At 41.1% G+C, this 14,292-nt stretch carries 14 protein-coding genes; 7 read left to right on the top strand and 7 right to left on the bottom strand.

Features of this window, described 5'->3' with window-relative positions; translation table 11 throughout:
- Positions 1–94 precede the first annotated feature (94 nt).
- Both recR and lipA read left to right on the top strand, forming a co-directional pair.
- Positions 95–694, top strand: a complete 600-nt coding sequence (gene recR / locus SOI82_RS03655; protein ID WP_320668323.1) for a recombination mediator RecR — start codon at positions 95–97, stop codon at positions 692–694.
- Between the two features lie 24 nt (positions 695–718).
- Positions 719–1,639 carry a lipoyl synthase gene (gene lipA, locus SOI82_RS03660; RefSeq protein WP_320668018.1) on the top strand — a complete coding sequence of 307 codons (921 nt, stop codon included), beginning with the start codon at positions 719–721 and terminating at the stop codon, positions 1,637–1,639.
- Here the strand turns inward: lipA and SOI82_RS03665 are convergent.
- The 6 genes from SOI82_RS03665 to lysA are packed head-to-tail and all read right to left on the bottom strand — an operon-like array spanning position 1,636 to position 7,223.
- Positions 1,636–2,160, bottom strand: a complete 525-nt coding sequence (locus SOI82_RS03665; RefSeq protein ID WP_320668019.1) for a hypothetical protein — start codon at positions 2,158–2,160, stop codon at positions 1,636–1,638. The two genes, lipA and SOI82_RS03665, sit on opposite strands and share 4 nt — an antisense overlap.
- Entirely contained in the window at positions 2,157–3,119 is a 963-nt protein-coding gene (locus tag SOI82_RS03670; RefSeq protein WP_320668020.1) for a rhodanese-related sulfurtransferase, read from the bottom strand. The genes SOI82_RS03665 and SOI82_RS03670 overlap by 4 nt, the downstream gene beginning before the upstream one ends.
- A complete protein-coding gene (gene bioB, locus SOI82_RS03675; RefSeq protein ID WP_320668021.1) occupies positions 3,116–4,117 on the bottom strand; it encodes a biotin synthase BioB in 1,002 nt (333 codons plus the stop codon). Before bioB ends, SOI82_RS03670 begins: the two co-directional genes overlap by 4 nt.
- An 18-nt stretch (positions 4,118–4,135) precedes the next feature.
- The gene (locus SOI82_RS03680; RefSeq protein ID WP_320668022.1) at positions 4,136–4,933 is read right to left on the bottom strand and encodes an isoprenyl transferase; all 798 of its coding nucleotides are present in this window, start codon (positions 4,931–4,933) and stop codon (positions 4,136–4,138) included.
- Positions 4,930–5,835, bottom strand: coding sequence for a diadenylate cyclase CdaA (gene cdaA, locus SOI82_RS03685; protein ID WP_320668023.1), 906 nt, complete (start codon positions 5,833–5,835; stop codon positions 4,930–4,932). The genes SOI82_RS03680 and cdaA overlap by 4 nt, the downstream gene beginning before the upstream one ends.
- Before the next feature lie 20 nt (positions 5,836–5,855).
- Positions 5,856–7,223, bottom strand: coding sequence for a diaminopimelate decarboxylase (lysA, locus tag SOI82_RS03690; RefSeq protein ID WP_320668024.1), 1,368 nt, complete (start codon positions 7,221–7,223; stop codon positions 5,856–5,858).
- A gap of 65 nt (positions 7,224–7,288) precedes the next feature.
- Here lysA and rimI point away from each other — a divergent pair, with 65 nt between their 5' ends.
- From rimI to SOI82_RS03715, 5 genes are all read left to right on the top strand, one after another.
- Positions 7,289–7,762, top strand: a complete 474-nt coding sequence (gene rimI, locus SOI82_RS03695; RefSeq protein ID WP_320668025.1) for a ribosomal protein S18-alanine N-acetyltransferase — start codon at positions 7,289–7,291, stop codon at positions 7,760–7,762.
- Positions 7,763–7,962: 200 nt separating this feature from the next.
- A complete protein-coding gene (locus tag SOI82_RS03700) occupies positions 7,963–10,524 on the top strand; it encodes an ATP-dependent Clp protease ATP-binding subunit (RefSeq protein WP_320668026.1) in 2,562 nt (853 codons plus the stop codon).
- Positions 10,525–10,553: 29 nt separating this feature from the next.
- Positions 10,554–11,690 (top strand): iron-containing alcohol dehydrogenase family protein, encoded by a 1,137-nt coding sequence (locus SOI82_RS03705; RefSeq protein ID WP_320668027.1) that lies wholly within the window; start codon positions 10,554–10,556, stop codon positions 11,688–11,690.
- On the top strand, positions 11,687–12,610 hold the full coding sequence (locus SOI82_RS03710) for an alpha/beta hydrolase (protein ID WP_320668028.1): 924 nt from the start codon (positions 11,687–11,689) through the stop codon (positions 12,608–12,610). Before SOI82_RS03705 ends, SOI82_RS03710 begins: the two co-directional genes overlap by 4 nt.
- A complete protein-coding gene (locus SOI82_RS03715) occupies positions 12,600–13,244 on the top strand; it encodes a DUF2993 domain-containing protein (RefSeq protein WP_320668029.1) in 645 nt (214 codons plus the stop codon). Before SOI82_RS03710 ends, SOI82_RS03715 begins: the two co-directional genes overlap by 11 nt.
- A gap of 6 nt (positions 13,245–13,250) precedes the next feature.
- Here the strand turns inward: SOI82_RS03715 and SOI82_RS03720 are convergent, their stop codons facing one another.
- The gene (locus SOI82_RS03720; RefSeq protein ID WP_320668030.1) at positions 13,251–14,138 is read right to left on the bottom strand and encodes a phosphatidate cytidylyltransferase; all 888 of its coding nucleotides are present in this window, start codon (positions 14,136–14,138) and stop codon (positions 13,251–13,253) included.
- Positions 14,139–14,292: the final 154 nt, after the last annotated feature.

Raw genomic sequence — 14,292 nt, forward strand, 5'->3', positions numbered from 1 at the left:
CTGCCGGAGTCTAGTAATTACTGTCAGAAGAATTGTGCATCCACTATCTAATCAACCCAACACCGCTTAAATTCTGTCCACATGCAGCAAAACCCTGAGCGGATTTACGCGACCACTTGCTCGACTTATAGAGCAATTTGAACAGTTACCTGGGATTGGTTCAAGAACAGCCCAAAGGCTTGCTTTGTATTTATTGCGTCAACCTGAAGAAAAAATTCTTGCTTTTTCTAATGCCCTACTAAATGCTAAAAGCCAAGTTGGACAATGCCAAAAATGTTTCCATCTCAGTGCTGAGCCCGAATGTGAAATCTGTAGCAACATTGAAAGGAACAAAGATCAACTTTGTGTAGTTGCTGAATCTCGTGATCTAATAGCGCTAGAACGAACACGAGAATACAAAGGGATCTATCACGTCCTAGGAGGACTAATCTCACCAATGGATGGCATAGGGCCAGAAATATTGCATATATCAAGCCTAGTCAAAAGGGTCGATAAGAACGATATCAAAGAAGTTATTCTTGCGCTTACTCCTAGTGTCGAAGGTGATACAACAAGTCTATATCTAGCTCGCCTGCTAAGGCCTTTTACTAAAGTAAGTCGTATCGCCTACGGCCTTCCTATGGGGAGTGAGCTGGAATACGCAGATGAAGTCACGCTAACACGTGCTCTTGAAGGTCGTAGGGCAATGGATTAACAACCAATGTCACAATTAAATTAAATGACTACTCAGAGTAGACAATCTCAATTTAGCCGCATTCCTCCAAAGGAGCGGTTACCCAAATGGATCAAACCATCTATTGGAAGAGTCTCGGAATTAGAAAAAGTACAAGGCCTTGTCAAGAAATATCGTCTTAACACTATCTGCGAAGAAGGGCGTTGTCCTAATCGTGGAGAATGTTATGCAGCAGGCACAGCAACCTTTTTACTTGGAGGGTCGATCTGCACTAGAAGTTGTTCATTCTGTCAGGTCGATAAAGGGAGTCCTAATAAAAATATCGACTACTTAGAAGCTGAACGAATAGCAAATGCTGTTTTTCAGATGGGTCTTCGTTATGTAGTCCTTACATCGGTTGCACGAGATGACTTATCTGATCATGGGGCAAGCCTCTTTTGCAAAACCATGAAGGAGATACGCAAACTAAATACTGAAATAGACATTGAAGTTTTAACACCCGATTTCTGGGGAGGTGGTGCTAACAAAACACACTCAATTAACAAGCAAAGAGAACGCCTAATGGAAGTGCTTCGGGCGAAGCCAGTATGTTTCAACCACAATCTGGAAACAGTTGAGCGGCTCCAAAAAGAAGTTAGGCGAGGAGCAACTTACACGAGGTCACTTGGTCTATTAAAAGCAGCGAGGGAGTTAGCACCAAACATCCCTACCAAATCTGGCCTAATGCTTGGGTTAGGAGAAACTAAAGAAGAAATAATAAAAACACTAGAAGACCTCAGGTCTGTGGATTGTCAATACCTAACTTTGGGGCAATATTTACGGCCTTCACTTGCGCATATTCCAGTAGCTCATTATTGGGAGCCCAAAGACTTCGTAGTTTTTGCCAGTGAAGCAAAGAAGCTAGGCTTCAAAAGAATAAATAGTGGACCATTGGTAAGAAGTAGTTATCACGCAGAAGAAAGCTAAATACTCAACGCATCCGAATCAGAGGCTTTCCAAAGCCTAAGACTTTTATGGAGAACCTCTTTGCATTCTGCAGACATAAGGACTCCAGCCCCCCCCCAAACCATCCTCAAGGGAAGATCCCTTGGAGAGGATCCAACTTCTCTAACCTTCTTAAATCCCCTCCTTAAAAAATAACGAACAAGGCGTAAGTGCTGATGTTCTTCATCACAAATAGCCAATAACCTAGCCTGTTTACAAGGTGTCTCTTCCAAAGCCCAAGCCATAGTCGCGGCCCAAATCAGATGTCCAACGCCCTCAGGTGCGTTGGAACTAACTCGCATAGTATCTAATTGCAATCCCTTTACTCCTCCATAAGCCCAAGCCTTCATTTCACCCAAAATCCGAACCTTGTTTGGATCTAACTGATCGGCAACAACAAGCCTTAATAACCACAGATTGAATGGGCGTGTCACCTTAAGACGAAGCAAAAGTCCTGCTTCCAAGGCCTCTCTTCCTAACTCTGACACCACAGATAAGGTCACAAGCTTTTTCTAGGAAATGTTTTTTGAGAGTTTTTAGATCTTTCATCAATCTGTCTTTGCCTCTCCGCAAAACGACCCCTGTCCTGATCTGTATATCGATCTTTACAGTGTGAGCATTGAACACCATGAATATAGGTTGAGGTCTGAAGTTCCTTTCGCGCCAAGGGCATTCCACAGGCATGGCACATGGTGTGCTGCCCAGGCTGAAGCTTGTGATTCACCGCAACTCTTTTGTCAAAAACAAAACACTCCCCATCCCATAGGCTCTCTTCCTCAGGGACTTCCTCCAGATATCTCAATATCCCTCCCTGGAGATGGTGCACATCTTTAAAACCCTTTTGGAGTAAATAAGAAGTTGCTTTCTCACAACGTATGCCTCCCGTACAAAACATAGCAATACGCTTTGGACCTCTTTGTTCGACAATCCAAGGCAAACTGGCATCTACCCAAGCAGGGAAGTCGCGAAAAGTATTAGTGTTGGGATTGATTGCACCCTGAAAGCTCCCAATCCCTATCTCATATTCATTGCGAGTGTCAATTACCAAAGTATCTGGATCACTAAGGTAGGTATTCCAGTTAAAAGGGTTTACATATGCGCCTACAGACTTAAGAGGATCTATCCCTGCTACACCCATAGTAACGATTTCAGACTTCCTACGCGCTTTGAAACGACGAAAAGCCTGAGTATCAGTCCAACTTACCTTGACTTCTAAGGTCATTCCGAAAACTGATTGCCGTAAATTCTCGAGCAAAGAAACAACCCCTTCGCTCGGTCCACAAATAGTCCCATTTACTCCTTCTCCAGCCAGCAGAATTGTCCCTCGTACTTGCCCTTGAAGAGCATTCTTAGTAAGCTGAGTCAATAAAATATCAATTGTCTCCTCTTCTATAGGAATAAAGCAATAAAAAGCTGCAACTTGAAGTTTATCAGCAGGAAGAACTTCTTCGGGATTCTTCATGAATTACTCAACTTCCAATTGGCCTTAACTCCAGCCTGAGATAGTAATTCTCGATCTGCTAAGACTTCTGGGTTGCTTGTTGTTAAAAGAGTATCGCCATAAAAAATCGAATCAGCTCCAGCCTGTAGGCAAAGTATCTGCCCTTCTCTACCTAACTGCTCACGTCCAGCGCTGAGACGAACACGGCTAAATGGCATCAAAATTCTTGCAGTGGCCACCATCCGCACCATTTCCAAAGGATCCACTGCGGCAACATCCTCTAATTGAGTCCCTTCTACAGCGACCAAGGAGTTAATAGGAACACTCTCTGGATGAGGCGACATAGTGGCCAGAATCCTTAACAACGAAGCTCTATCCGCTATAGATTCACCCATTCCAATAATTCCTCCACAACAAATAGTGATACCAGCAGCACGAACTCGATGCAATGTTTCTAATCTTTCCTGATAAGTACGTGTGGTAATGATCTTCTCGTAGTGCTCTGGGCTTGTATCTAAATTGTGGTTATAAGCCGTCAAGCCGGCATCAGCCAAGCGGGATGCCTGCTCATTAGTAAGCATTCCAGCTGTTACACATGCCTCTAGGCCTAGCTCACGAACTCCACGTACCATCGCTAGCATTGATTCGAAGCTTTGCCCATCACGAATCTCACGCCAAGCCCATCCCATACAAAACCTGTCAGCACCTGCATCTCTTGCAGCTTTTGCACGATCTAGAACTGGCTGAACATCAAGATCTGGCTGACCTGAAACATCACTACTGTTATGAATAGATTGAGGACAATAAGCACAGTCCTCTTGACATCCGCCGGTTTTTACACTTAGGAGAGAAGCCAGTTGAACTTTATATCCAGGATTAGCCGTACGATGAACCAATTGGGCCTGCCATAGCAAATCCATAAGAGGTTGCTGAAGCAACTCTTTAACTTCATTCAAGGTCCAATCATGACGGAGGATTTGCTCCTCCGAAACGTAAGACTTGGCATCAAGCAGAGTCATAAATAAGGAACTAAAGAATCAAGGTTCAGAAAGAGCGGAAGGAACAGGGTCTAAACCACCAAAACGTCTATGTCTAGATTGATAGTCAGCCAGTGCTTCTCTTAGAGCTGTTGCATCAAAATCTGGCCACATGACATCACAAACATGGATTTCAGCGTAAGCCAATTGCCAAAGCAAAAAATTACTAACTCTCATCTCTCCACTAGTTCTAATTAACAAGTCTGGATCCACCTCATTAGCAGTAAAGAGTTCTGAAGCAAAAACTCTTTCATCTATCTTGGCAGGATCTAATTCACCCTTCACAGAACGTTCAGCAATTTTTTGAGCAGCAAGGACCAATTCACGTCTACCTCCATAATTTGTACAAACATTAAAATGTATACCAGTATTTCCTGCCGTAAGGTCCGTCGCTTCTTTAATCAAATCTTGCAACCCATTTGGAAGAATATTTAGATCTCCAAGGAACCTAATTCGAACCTGCTCCCGCTGAAGTGATTCCAACTCACGCTGAAGAGCACGTTCAAAAAGTGTCATAAGGAAATTTACTTCTTCCCCTGGCCTGGCCCAATTCTCAGTTGAAAAGGCATAAACAGTCAAAACTCGAATACCCCAATCGCTACATAATCTCAAGGTTCTCTTGAGCGATTCAACACCAGCTCTATGTCCCATAACCCTTGGAAGACCCTTCGCCTTGGCCCATCGACCATTTCCATCCATGATGACAGCAACATGATTAGGAATTCGATGGGGATCCAGGCCAGTCGGGCAAGCACGAAGCTGTACCTTTTCTGTGTTAATAGCCGAAGAATGGCTCACTGAAGCGTCTCTTTGTTAGAGCTTTTATTAACAACGCTACTCCTGGGAGTTTTTTTTGCTTCCTTTGAGCTAACCATAACTTTAGATGTGTTGCCGCTACTAGCGATTGCCTTGGCCCCAGATGCTCCCATAGAAGAACCTATTAGCTCTTTCAAAAGGTCCAATAATCTACTACTAGTAATGGGCCTCTCAAGTCTTCCCTGACTTGCAAGAGATAAAGTTCCTGTCTCTTCTGAGACCACAACACATATACAACGATCAAAACGTTCAGTTATACCCAAAGCAGCTAAATGTCTAGTTCCATAGCGACTTATGCCCTGACGAGATAAAGGCAAAATTACACCTGCAGAAATAATTCTGTTCCCTTTTACAAGAACAGCTCCATCATGCAGAGGAGTATCTGAAGCAAATAAATTCAACAACAATTCAGTTGATAACTGAGCATCAATGGGAACTCCAGGGTAAAGAAAATCTTCAGGGCGGAGATCACTTCCCATATCAACAACAACCAATGCTCCTCTTCGGCTCTGCGAAAGACGGCCAGCGGCCTCAGAAAGGTGCACAATATTACTTTCATTCGCCCGGAACTCATTCTGAGGGTTACCCAATAGAACTGCTAACCGGCCAGTACCGAGCAATTCCATTAAACGTCTCAATTCACCCTGCCAAAGGATTGCAAGAGAAAGAGAACATGCCAATACCAACGCATCAACCAACTTTGAAGTTATTGGTAGATTCGCAAACCGCTGAACAAACCAAGCAAGAGAAACGAGGAATAAATATCCTCTGAGCAACCAAAGAGTTCTAGGCTCGTTAACTCTAGAGAAAAGCAAAAAACCCAAAGCAGATGCAAATAAAACATCTAGCAATAGGCGCGGATCTAAGAGACCCCATAAATTCACTCTTACCCCCCAACCTTCTATTAGCCTAACGCTATCAAACGATCTGGGATGACGTCGTATTGCAAAAGATCTTCTGGCCTCTCCCTTCTTTGAACCAAATCAGCATGCCCCTTGTTAACAATCACTGCTGCTGGCCGAGGAATTCTGTTGTAATTCGACCCCATAGAAGCGTTATAAGCTCCTGTGCCAAATACAGCCAAGACATCACCAGTACTTGAAGAAGGGAAGTCAATATCTTTAAGCAAAATATCCCCAGATTCGCAATGCTTTCCGGCAATAGTAATTTTTTCCTGTGGTGGAGCAAAAGGGCGGCTCACAAGGCACGCTGAATAACAAGATTGATATGTGATTGGGCGTGGATTATCACTCATTCCCCCATCTACGGATATATAGGTCCTTATCCCAGGTATTTCCTTTCTTGCTCCAAGACGATAAAGAGTTAAACCAGCATTAGCAACTAGGGATCTTCCAGGCTCACATAACAATCTAGGAAGCCTAAGGTTTCTTGATTGGCAAGCCTCCTTAACTCCACTAGCAATCACTTTGACCCAGTCTTGTATAGAAGGTGGGTCATCTGTCTCCTTATATCTAATACCAAGGCCTCCTCCAACATTTAAATCTTCAACAGGGTGGCCAATTCGTCTTGCCAAAGCTAAAGCTTCTACCATTACTTCTGTTAAGTCATCATGAGGTTTTAATTCAAAAATCTGAGAACCTATATGTGCATGTAATCCATTCAAGCTTGCCCATTTTGCCGCTTTTAATTGTACTAAAACTGATTCAAGTTGATCTGGGTCGAAACCAAACTTGCTATCTAAATGTCCAGTTCTAATATATTCATGAGTATGACATTCAATTCCAGGAGTAAAGCGCAACATCAATTTTGCAGGAGGACTCTCTGAGGGAATTATTTCAGCTAGTCGATCAATATCATTCTGATTGTCAATAACAATAGTCACTCCATTGTGGTAAGCCAATAACAACTCTTGATCAGACTTATTGTTTCCATGAAGAACTATATTTTCACTAGCAACACCACCCTTGAAAGCAGTCAATAACTCTCCTTCAGAAACTGCATCAAGGCCTAAGCCTTCTGATGCAACTAAACAACTAATAGCCAAAGAGCTATTTGCCTTTGATGCATATAAGGCCAATGAAGGGCCAGGATAATATTTCTTTAGAGCCTCTCTATAAGCCTGGCATGCAATACGAATAGTTACTTCATCAAGAACATATAGTGGCGTTCCATATCGTTCAGCAAGACAATTAAGATTACATTCTCCTACCATCAAGCTTCCTTGATCATCAATCTGACTAGTAATTGGAGCAAAGTTCTTATTAGGACTAAGTAAATCACGCCCAGACTCATATTGATTGCGATTAGCCATGGAGGAGGAGAGATTTTGAGACAAGAGGCAAGAGTTAAAGATCTAACACATTGAAAAGCTATTTCATGAAAGAAAAATTTCTCAAATCAAAAAGCTCATCCTATGAAGTCATCTCATTAAGCCTAAAGAATCTAAGTGCTTGCCTGAAACTAGATGAAATAGCACTCAAAGGGCTCTGGAGCAAAAAGCAATGGGAGAAAGAATTGGCTGACTCCAAAAGACTTTGCCTGGGAATTTTGGACTTTACAAATCTAATAGCTTTTGGTTGTGGCTGGGTAATAGTGGATGAGCTTCATTTAACTGCAATCGCTGTTCATCCTAAATACCGCCAAAAAGGTCTTGGGAGAATAGTGTTAACACATCTATTTCAAGAAGCAATTCATAGAGGCTGTAATCGATCAACTTTAGAAGTAAGAAGTAATAACAACGCAGCTTTAGCTCTTTACAAAAGTTGCGGCTTCAAAACCGAAGGATATAGACAGAGTTACTACAAAAATGGCACCGATGCGCTTATTCAATGGAGATCTTTGAATCCCTAGACAAATCCGAGAGAGATAACCTCCTTTAAGTTCGGATTACCGTCCTAAACACATATAATTAATAGTACTTTTTGCGGGTTCATTGTTAATTTTTAAGGAGCTTATAGCTGTTCAGGACTAGGGTGTGACCAAAAAGACATCACAACAACATTCACTCCTCAATCCTGATAAATTAGAGAAACTTGCAAGTGAGCTTGAACATGTTCGAGCGGTTTACCGAGAAAGCCATCAAGGTGATCATGCTGGCTCAGGAAGAAGCTCGACGTCTTGGACATAATTTTGTTGGAACTGAACAAATCCTTTTAGGACTAATTGGCGAGGGTACAGGTGTAGCCGCAAAGGTTCTGAAGTCAATGGGGGTAAATCTTAAAGACGCAAGGATTGAAGTTGAAAAAATAATCGGTCGCGGGTCTGGTTTTGTTGCTGTAGAAATTCCCTTTACCCCTCGTGCCAAAAGAGTTCTTGAACTTTCCCTTGAAGAAGCACGTCAACTGGGTCATAACTACATAGGCACCGAACATCTGTTATTAGGACTTATAAGAGAAGGAGAAGGAGTAGCTGCGAGGGTTTTAGAAAATCTTGGAGTAGACCTGACAAAAGTACGTACTCAAGTAATAAGGATGCTTGGTGAGACTGCTGAAGTTACTTCTGGAGGAGGGAGTGGGAAGGGGTCCTTAAAAACAGCAACACTTGATGAGTTCGGCACCAATTTGACAAAGCTCGCTAGTGAATCAAAACTCGATCCAGTTGTAGGAAGGCATGAGGAAATTGATAGAGTCATTCAAATTCTTGGAAGACGAACCAAAAACAACCCTGTTCTTATTGGAGAGCCAGGAGTAGGTAAAACGGCGATTGCCGAAGGCTTAGCTCAACGAATACAGCAAGGTGATATCCCAGATATCCTTGAAGAGAAAAGGGTTTTAACTCTTGATATTGGCCTATTAGTTGCTGGAACCAAATACCGCGGAGAATTCGAAGAAAGACTAAAAAAAATTATGGAAGAGATTAAAACCGCAGGAAATGTGATCTTAGTAATAGATGAAGTTCATACTCTTATCGGAGCAGGTGCTGCAGAGGGGGCTATCGATGCTGCGAATATTCTCAAACCTGCCCTTGCACGCGGAGAACTTCAATGTATTGGTGCAACAACTCTTGATGAATATAGAAAACATATAGAAAGAGATGCTGCGTTAGAAAGACGATTCCAACCTGTAATGGTAGGAGAGCCATCTATAGAAGATACTATTGAAATACTGCGTGGGCTTAGAGAAAGATATGAGCAACATCACAGATTAAAAATCACTGATCAAGCACTTGAGGCTGCCGCCAATCTAGGAGATAGATATATTTCTGACCGTTTCTTACCTGATAAGGCAATAGACCTTATTGACGAAGCAGGAAGCAGAGTACGTCTCCTCAATTCAAAGCTACCTCCAGAGGCAAAGGAAGTAGACAAGGAACTACGAAAAATCCAAAAAGACAAAGAGGAGGCAGTTAGAGATCAAAACTTTACACAAGCTGGTGAATTACGGGAGCAAGAAGTTGCTCTCAGAGAAAAAATAAGAACCCTATTGCAAAATAACCGACAAGATGTAAAAACACCAACAGAAAATAATTCCAATAATAAACCAATTAATCAAGTTGATCTAGAGAGCAAAGATTTAACAGAATCTGTAAAAGAAGCTTTAACAAGCCCAAAAGTCAATGAAGAAGACATTGCACATATTGTTGCTTCCTGGACAGGAGTCCCTGTCCAAAAGCTAACCGAGAGTGAGTCAGTAAAACTATTAAATATGGAAGATACACTTCATCAAAGGTTGATTGGCCAAGATGAAGCAGTAAAGGCAGTATCTAAGGCGATTAGAAGAGCAAGAGTAGGCCTTAAAAATCCAAACAGGCCCATTGCTAGCTTCATTTTCTCTGGGCCTACAGGAGTAGGCAAGACCGAATTAACGAAAGCATTAGCGACCTATTTCTTTGGTAGTGAGGAAGCAATGATTCGCCTAGATATGTCTGAATTTATGGAGCGTCATACAGTTAGTAAATTAATAGGTTCACCACCTGGCTATGTAGGGTTTAATGAAGGAGGCCAACTAACTGAAGCTGTAAGAAGAAGACCATATACTGTTGTTCTTTTTGATGAGATAGAAAAAGCTCACCCAGATGTATTCAATTTATTACTACAACTATTAGAAGATGGAAGACTTACTGATTCAAAAGGTAGAACAGTTGACTTCAAGAATACTCTAATAATAATGACTTCTAATATCGGGTCAAAAGTAATCGAAAAAGGTGGGGGTGGGCTTGGATTCGAATTTTCTGGTGAGAGTGCAGAAGATAGTCAATACAATAGAATCCGCTCTCTCGTAAATGAAGAGCTTAAGCAATACTTCAGGCCAGAGTTTCTCAATCGTCTAGACGAAATAATTGTCTTCCGTCAGTTAACTCGTGATGAAGTAAAAGATATTGCCGAAATAATGCTAAAAGAAGTATTCCAAAGAATTGAAGACAAAGGTATTACTCTCTCTGTTTCAAATGCCTTCAAAGAGAGACTTGTTGAAGAAGGCTACAATCCTTCTTATGGGGCAAGGCCACTTAGACGTGCTGTCATGCGACTACTTGAAGATAGTCTTGCTGAAGAAGTTCTATCAGGACGAATAAAAGATGGTGATAATGCAGAAGTAGATATAGACGAGAACAAGCAAATTGTTGTAAAACATTTAGATGCAAAAGCCCCTGAACTAGCAGGAGCAGGTGTTTAAAGGCATTGAGAAAACCGATCTCAATAAACATGGATATTGCATCCTGCTCTCACTCAATTTCACCGGCTAAAGTTATTCGGGGTGAGAATGCATGGGGAATAGGCAAAAAAATCATCCCCTCTATATGTAATGCTCCAATATTAATTGGAAGAAGTAAAGCAACTTTAAATATCAGGAATATTCTATTATTTGACCTTCGCGAACTAGGCTTAGAAGTTCTCTCTGTTGAATTAAATTTTGATTGTTGTGAATTAGATTTAAGTCGCTTAAAAGAACTCGCAACAAGTAATAGTTGTGATGCAGTTATTACCGCTGGAGGTGGGAAAGTCCTAGACGCAGGTAAACTTTTAGCCAATAGACTTTCTCTCCCCTGTATCACTATCCCAACTAGTGCCGCCACATGTGCTGGATGGACGGCTTTATCAAATATCTATTCAAAAGAAGGGGCATTTATCAAAGATGAAAGCCTTAGATCTTGTCCTGAACTATTAATTTTTGACCATAGTTTCGTAAGACAAGCTCCTCCTCGGACATTAGCAAGCGGAATAGCTGATGGACTTGCAAAATGGTATGAAGCCTCAACTACAAGTGTTTCCAGCAACGATGGCTTAGTTCAACAAGCAGTGCAAATGGCAAGGGTTTTAAGAGATCAATTATTCATAGATGGATATGAGGCATTTCAAAACCCCAATAGCGATGCTTGGGTCAGAGTCGCAGAGGGATGCGCTCTTACTGCAGGCTTAATAGGAGGAATTGGGGGTTCAAAATGTAGGACTGCAGCAGCACATGCATTACATAATGGCTTAACTCAATTAAAATCTACCGACAAATTTCTACATGGTGAAGTCGTTTGTTTTGGAATAATAGTACAACTTCACCTTGAAGAAAGGCATAAAGAAAATCAACTAGCAAAACAGGCCAGGAAGCAGCTTATTCAGTTTCTTGAAAAGCTTAATCTGCCTACAAGTCTTGATGAACTAAGATTAAGTAATGTTTGTTTTAAACAGATAGAAGAAGCCTGTATCTTCGCTTGTAAAGATGGGTCTGATATCCATAAACTTCCATTTAAAGTCAACAAAGAAATGCTTTTAGAAGCACTGAATGCTACAAACGGTCAAAGAATAATACCTAAAAGACAAAAATCTCACAAAAATAAAGCAAATTGATTCCTAATCAAAAACCAAAATTTAACTTAGGAAGCGATTCAAAACCAGAAAAGCTTTTAAATACTCTAAAGGATCAATTATTAGACCCATTAGCAAAAGAACTAGCCAACACAGTTCAATGGAAATTTCTACGGGGGGTTTCTCAGCACAACTCTGATTTATACCCAATTGCTATTACAGGAAAAGGTTCACCCATACTTCTTCTACATGGCTTTGACAGTAGCTTCCTTGAATTTCGCCGAATAGTCCCTTTGTTAAAAAACCATCATCAATTACTTATTCCAGATCTTTATGGGTTTGGCTTCTGCCCTCGCCCCCATAATGTTAAATATGGGCCAAATTCATTAATATCCCACATAGAAGCCTTTTTAAACCTGCTAGCAAAAGATAGTCCCATAGGTTTAATTGGTGCTTCCATGGGGGGAGCTTTAGCTATCGAGATTGCAAGGCGAAACCATAAGAAAGTCAATCGTTTGTTATTACTTTCTCCCGCTGGCTTGACAGGTCGTCCTATGCCTGTTCCTCGCCCACTGGATCAACTTGGAGTTTGGTTCTTAAGTCAAAAGTTTGTAAGGAAGAGTTTATGCAGACAAGCCTTTGCTCATCCAAACCTGAGCGTAGGTCTTCCTGAAGAACAAATTGCCTCATTGCATCTAAGTGTTCCTGGATGGGGAAGATCTCTAGCAGCATTTGCAAGAAGTGGAGGCATCGCTAATTACGGAAGCCCATTACCGAATCAACCGATAAATGTTCTTTGGGGAGCAAAAGACAACATCCTTAATGAGACTCAAAAGAAAGAATGTATAGCCTTATTAGGAAAACACTTAGAAGAACTTAAAGAGTGTGGCCATCTTCCACATTTAGACCTCCCCAAGGTAGTAGCAGATCGCTGGTTAAGCAGTTCAAATAATGAGCAATAAGCCATTATCAAAAAAAGGGCCGCTTATACAAATTATCGAATCTGGGCTTGAAATCTGGGTACGTACTCAATGCCAGTCTATTGGCAAAATAAAGATTGAAATAAATGCATCAGCATTAGAATTACTGACCGGAAGATTTTCTGGAGCAAAAATCAAAGCTAATGATGTCATCTTTAAAGGACTACCATTTTATGAAGTGAGCTTAACTAGCAATTCACTTCACCTTCAAATTGACCTTTCTAATAAAAAGCAGAAAGTTAGTCTAAAAGATATATTTGAGGTTCAAGGTAGAATTTCTTTAGAGAGTCAAAGTCTCAATAAAATAATCTTTTCAAAACAATGGAGCTGGATTGGGGATTGGCTAGCTAAAAATCTTTTAGAAGTTACTAAATTAGAAGCCTTATCAATTAAAGGAAATTCAATTGAAGCAAAAAGTACAGGGAAAGACCCAGTTATAAACTCTAACAATGTTGAATTTTTGGAAGTAGAGGCAAATTCAGGCACATTAATATTCAAAAATAAAAGCAAAGATATAAGTAAACTATTACCAATGGATCCGTCGATTTTTATTGATAGTGCAACTCTTGAAGACGAAAAGCTGCATTTAACTGGATATTCAAAGATAAAGCCGTAATTGCAACTACCTATTCAAGAATGGCATTAAAAGTATTACCACATAATAAACAACTGCAGGAGTAAAAAGATAGCTATCAATCCTGTCAAGAATTCCTCCATGACCTGGCAAAACATCGCCGGAATCTTTTAAGCCTGCATTTCGTTTCATCATTGATTCTGTCAGGTCACCAACTAAAGCAAATAAAGCAACAAAAGCTCCAAGAAAACCACCAATTAAAAAACCCAACTTCAATTTAAATAATTCTCCAGATATAGCTCCTATTGCCATGGCACATAAAAAACCACCTATTGCTCCCTCAACAGTTTTACCAGGAGAGATGGGAGACAAAGAATGACGACCAAAGCTGAGGCCAAAAAAATACGAACCAATATCAGCTGCAACAATCATCAAACAGGCCATGAAAGTAATGACCATCCCAAAAGATGCAAAGGCTGGCCAATCAAGAGGCAGTAAGTGCAAGCCTTGCTTAAATTCAATCCCACTCAAACTCCTCAGTTTCAGCCAATGACTAGGTAAAAACCCCAAATAAAACAGTCCAAAAATTGATGCTGCTATATCAGCAATTGAGCCAGTAACAGGCTGAAGCAATAGCCAGCCACAAATTGCTGCCCCAGAAAGTGGCAATACTGCTGAAGTCAATTCCCCAGAAAGGACTCCATTAACACCACATTGAGTACTAATCAGTAGAAGATGACAAGCAACCAGAGTAGTTTTAGTGGCTGGGCGAATCCCAGTAAATTGAGCCATTCGGAAGAACTCCAAAAGAGCAAGATGCACTATCACACCCAGAGCAAGGGTGAACCACCAACCTCCTAGACCTACAACCAGAATTCCAAATACTCCGGCCCAAAGACCACTAAGGAATCGATTCCGGAAAAAAACTGAACCCATCAAAATCCAAAATCAAGCCAACTCAACAAAGCACTACCAAGCAATTGTTTTGCGAGTAAACATTTTAGGAATAGCACTCTATTGATTTAATTCAAAGCAAGGCTTTTCGGCAAGTCTTTTAAAGATTTAAAGAAAATTCCTCTTCTCATCAAGA

Source organism: Prochlorococcus sp. MIT 1307 (assembly GCF_034092395.1).
Taxonomy (GTDB): Bacteria; Cyanobacteriota; Cyanobacteriia; order PCC-6307; family Cyanobiaceae; genus AG-363-K07.

Coding starts and splice junctions, on each gene's coding strand:
- SOI82_RS03715 (WP_320668029.1), top strand. CDS start 12,600: ATGAGCAATAAGCCATTATCAAAAAAAGGGCCGCTTATACAAATTATC.
- SOI82_RS03705 (WP_320668027.1), top strand. CDS start 10,554: ATGGATATTGCATCCTGCTCTCACTCAATTTCACCGGCTAAAGTTATT.
- lysA (WP_320668024.1), bottom strand. CDS start 7,223: ATGGCTAATCGCAATCAATATGAGTCTGGGCGTGATTTACTTAGTCCT.
- lipA (WP_320668018.1), top strand. CDS start 719: ATGACTACTCAGAGTAGACAATCTCAATTTAGCCGCATTCCTCCAAAG.
- SOI82_RS03670 (WP_320668020.1), bottom strand. CDS start 3,119: ATGAAGAATCCCGAAGAAGTTCTTCCTGCTGATAAACTTCAAGTTGCA.
- bioB (WP_320668021.1), bottom strand. CDS start 4,117: ATGACTCTGCTTGATGCCAAGTCTTACGTTTCGGAGGAGCAAATCCTC.
- SOI82_RS03700 (WP_320668026.1), top strand. CDS start 7,963: ATGTTCGAGCGGTTTACCGAGAAAGCCATCAAGGTGATCATGCTGGCT.
- SOI82_RS03720 (WP_320668030.1), bottom strand. CDS start 14,138: ATGGGTTCAGTTTTTTTCCGGAATCGATTCCTTAGTGGTCTTTGGGCC.
- rimI (WP_320668025.1), top strand. CDS start 7,289: ATGAAAGAAAAATTTCTCAAATCAAAAAGCTCATCCTATGAAGTCATC.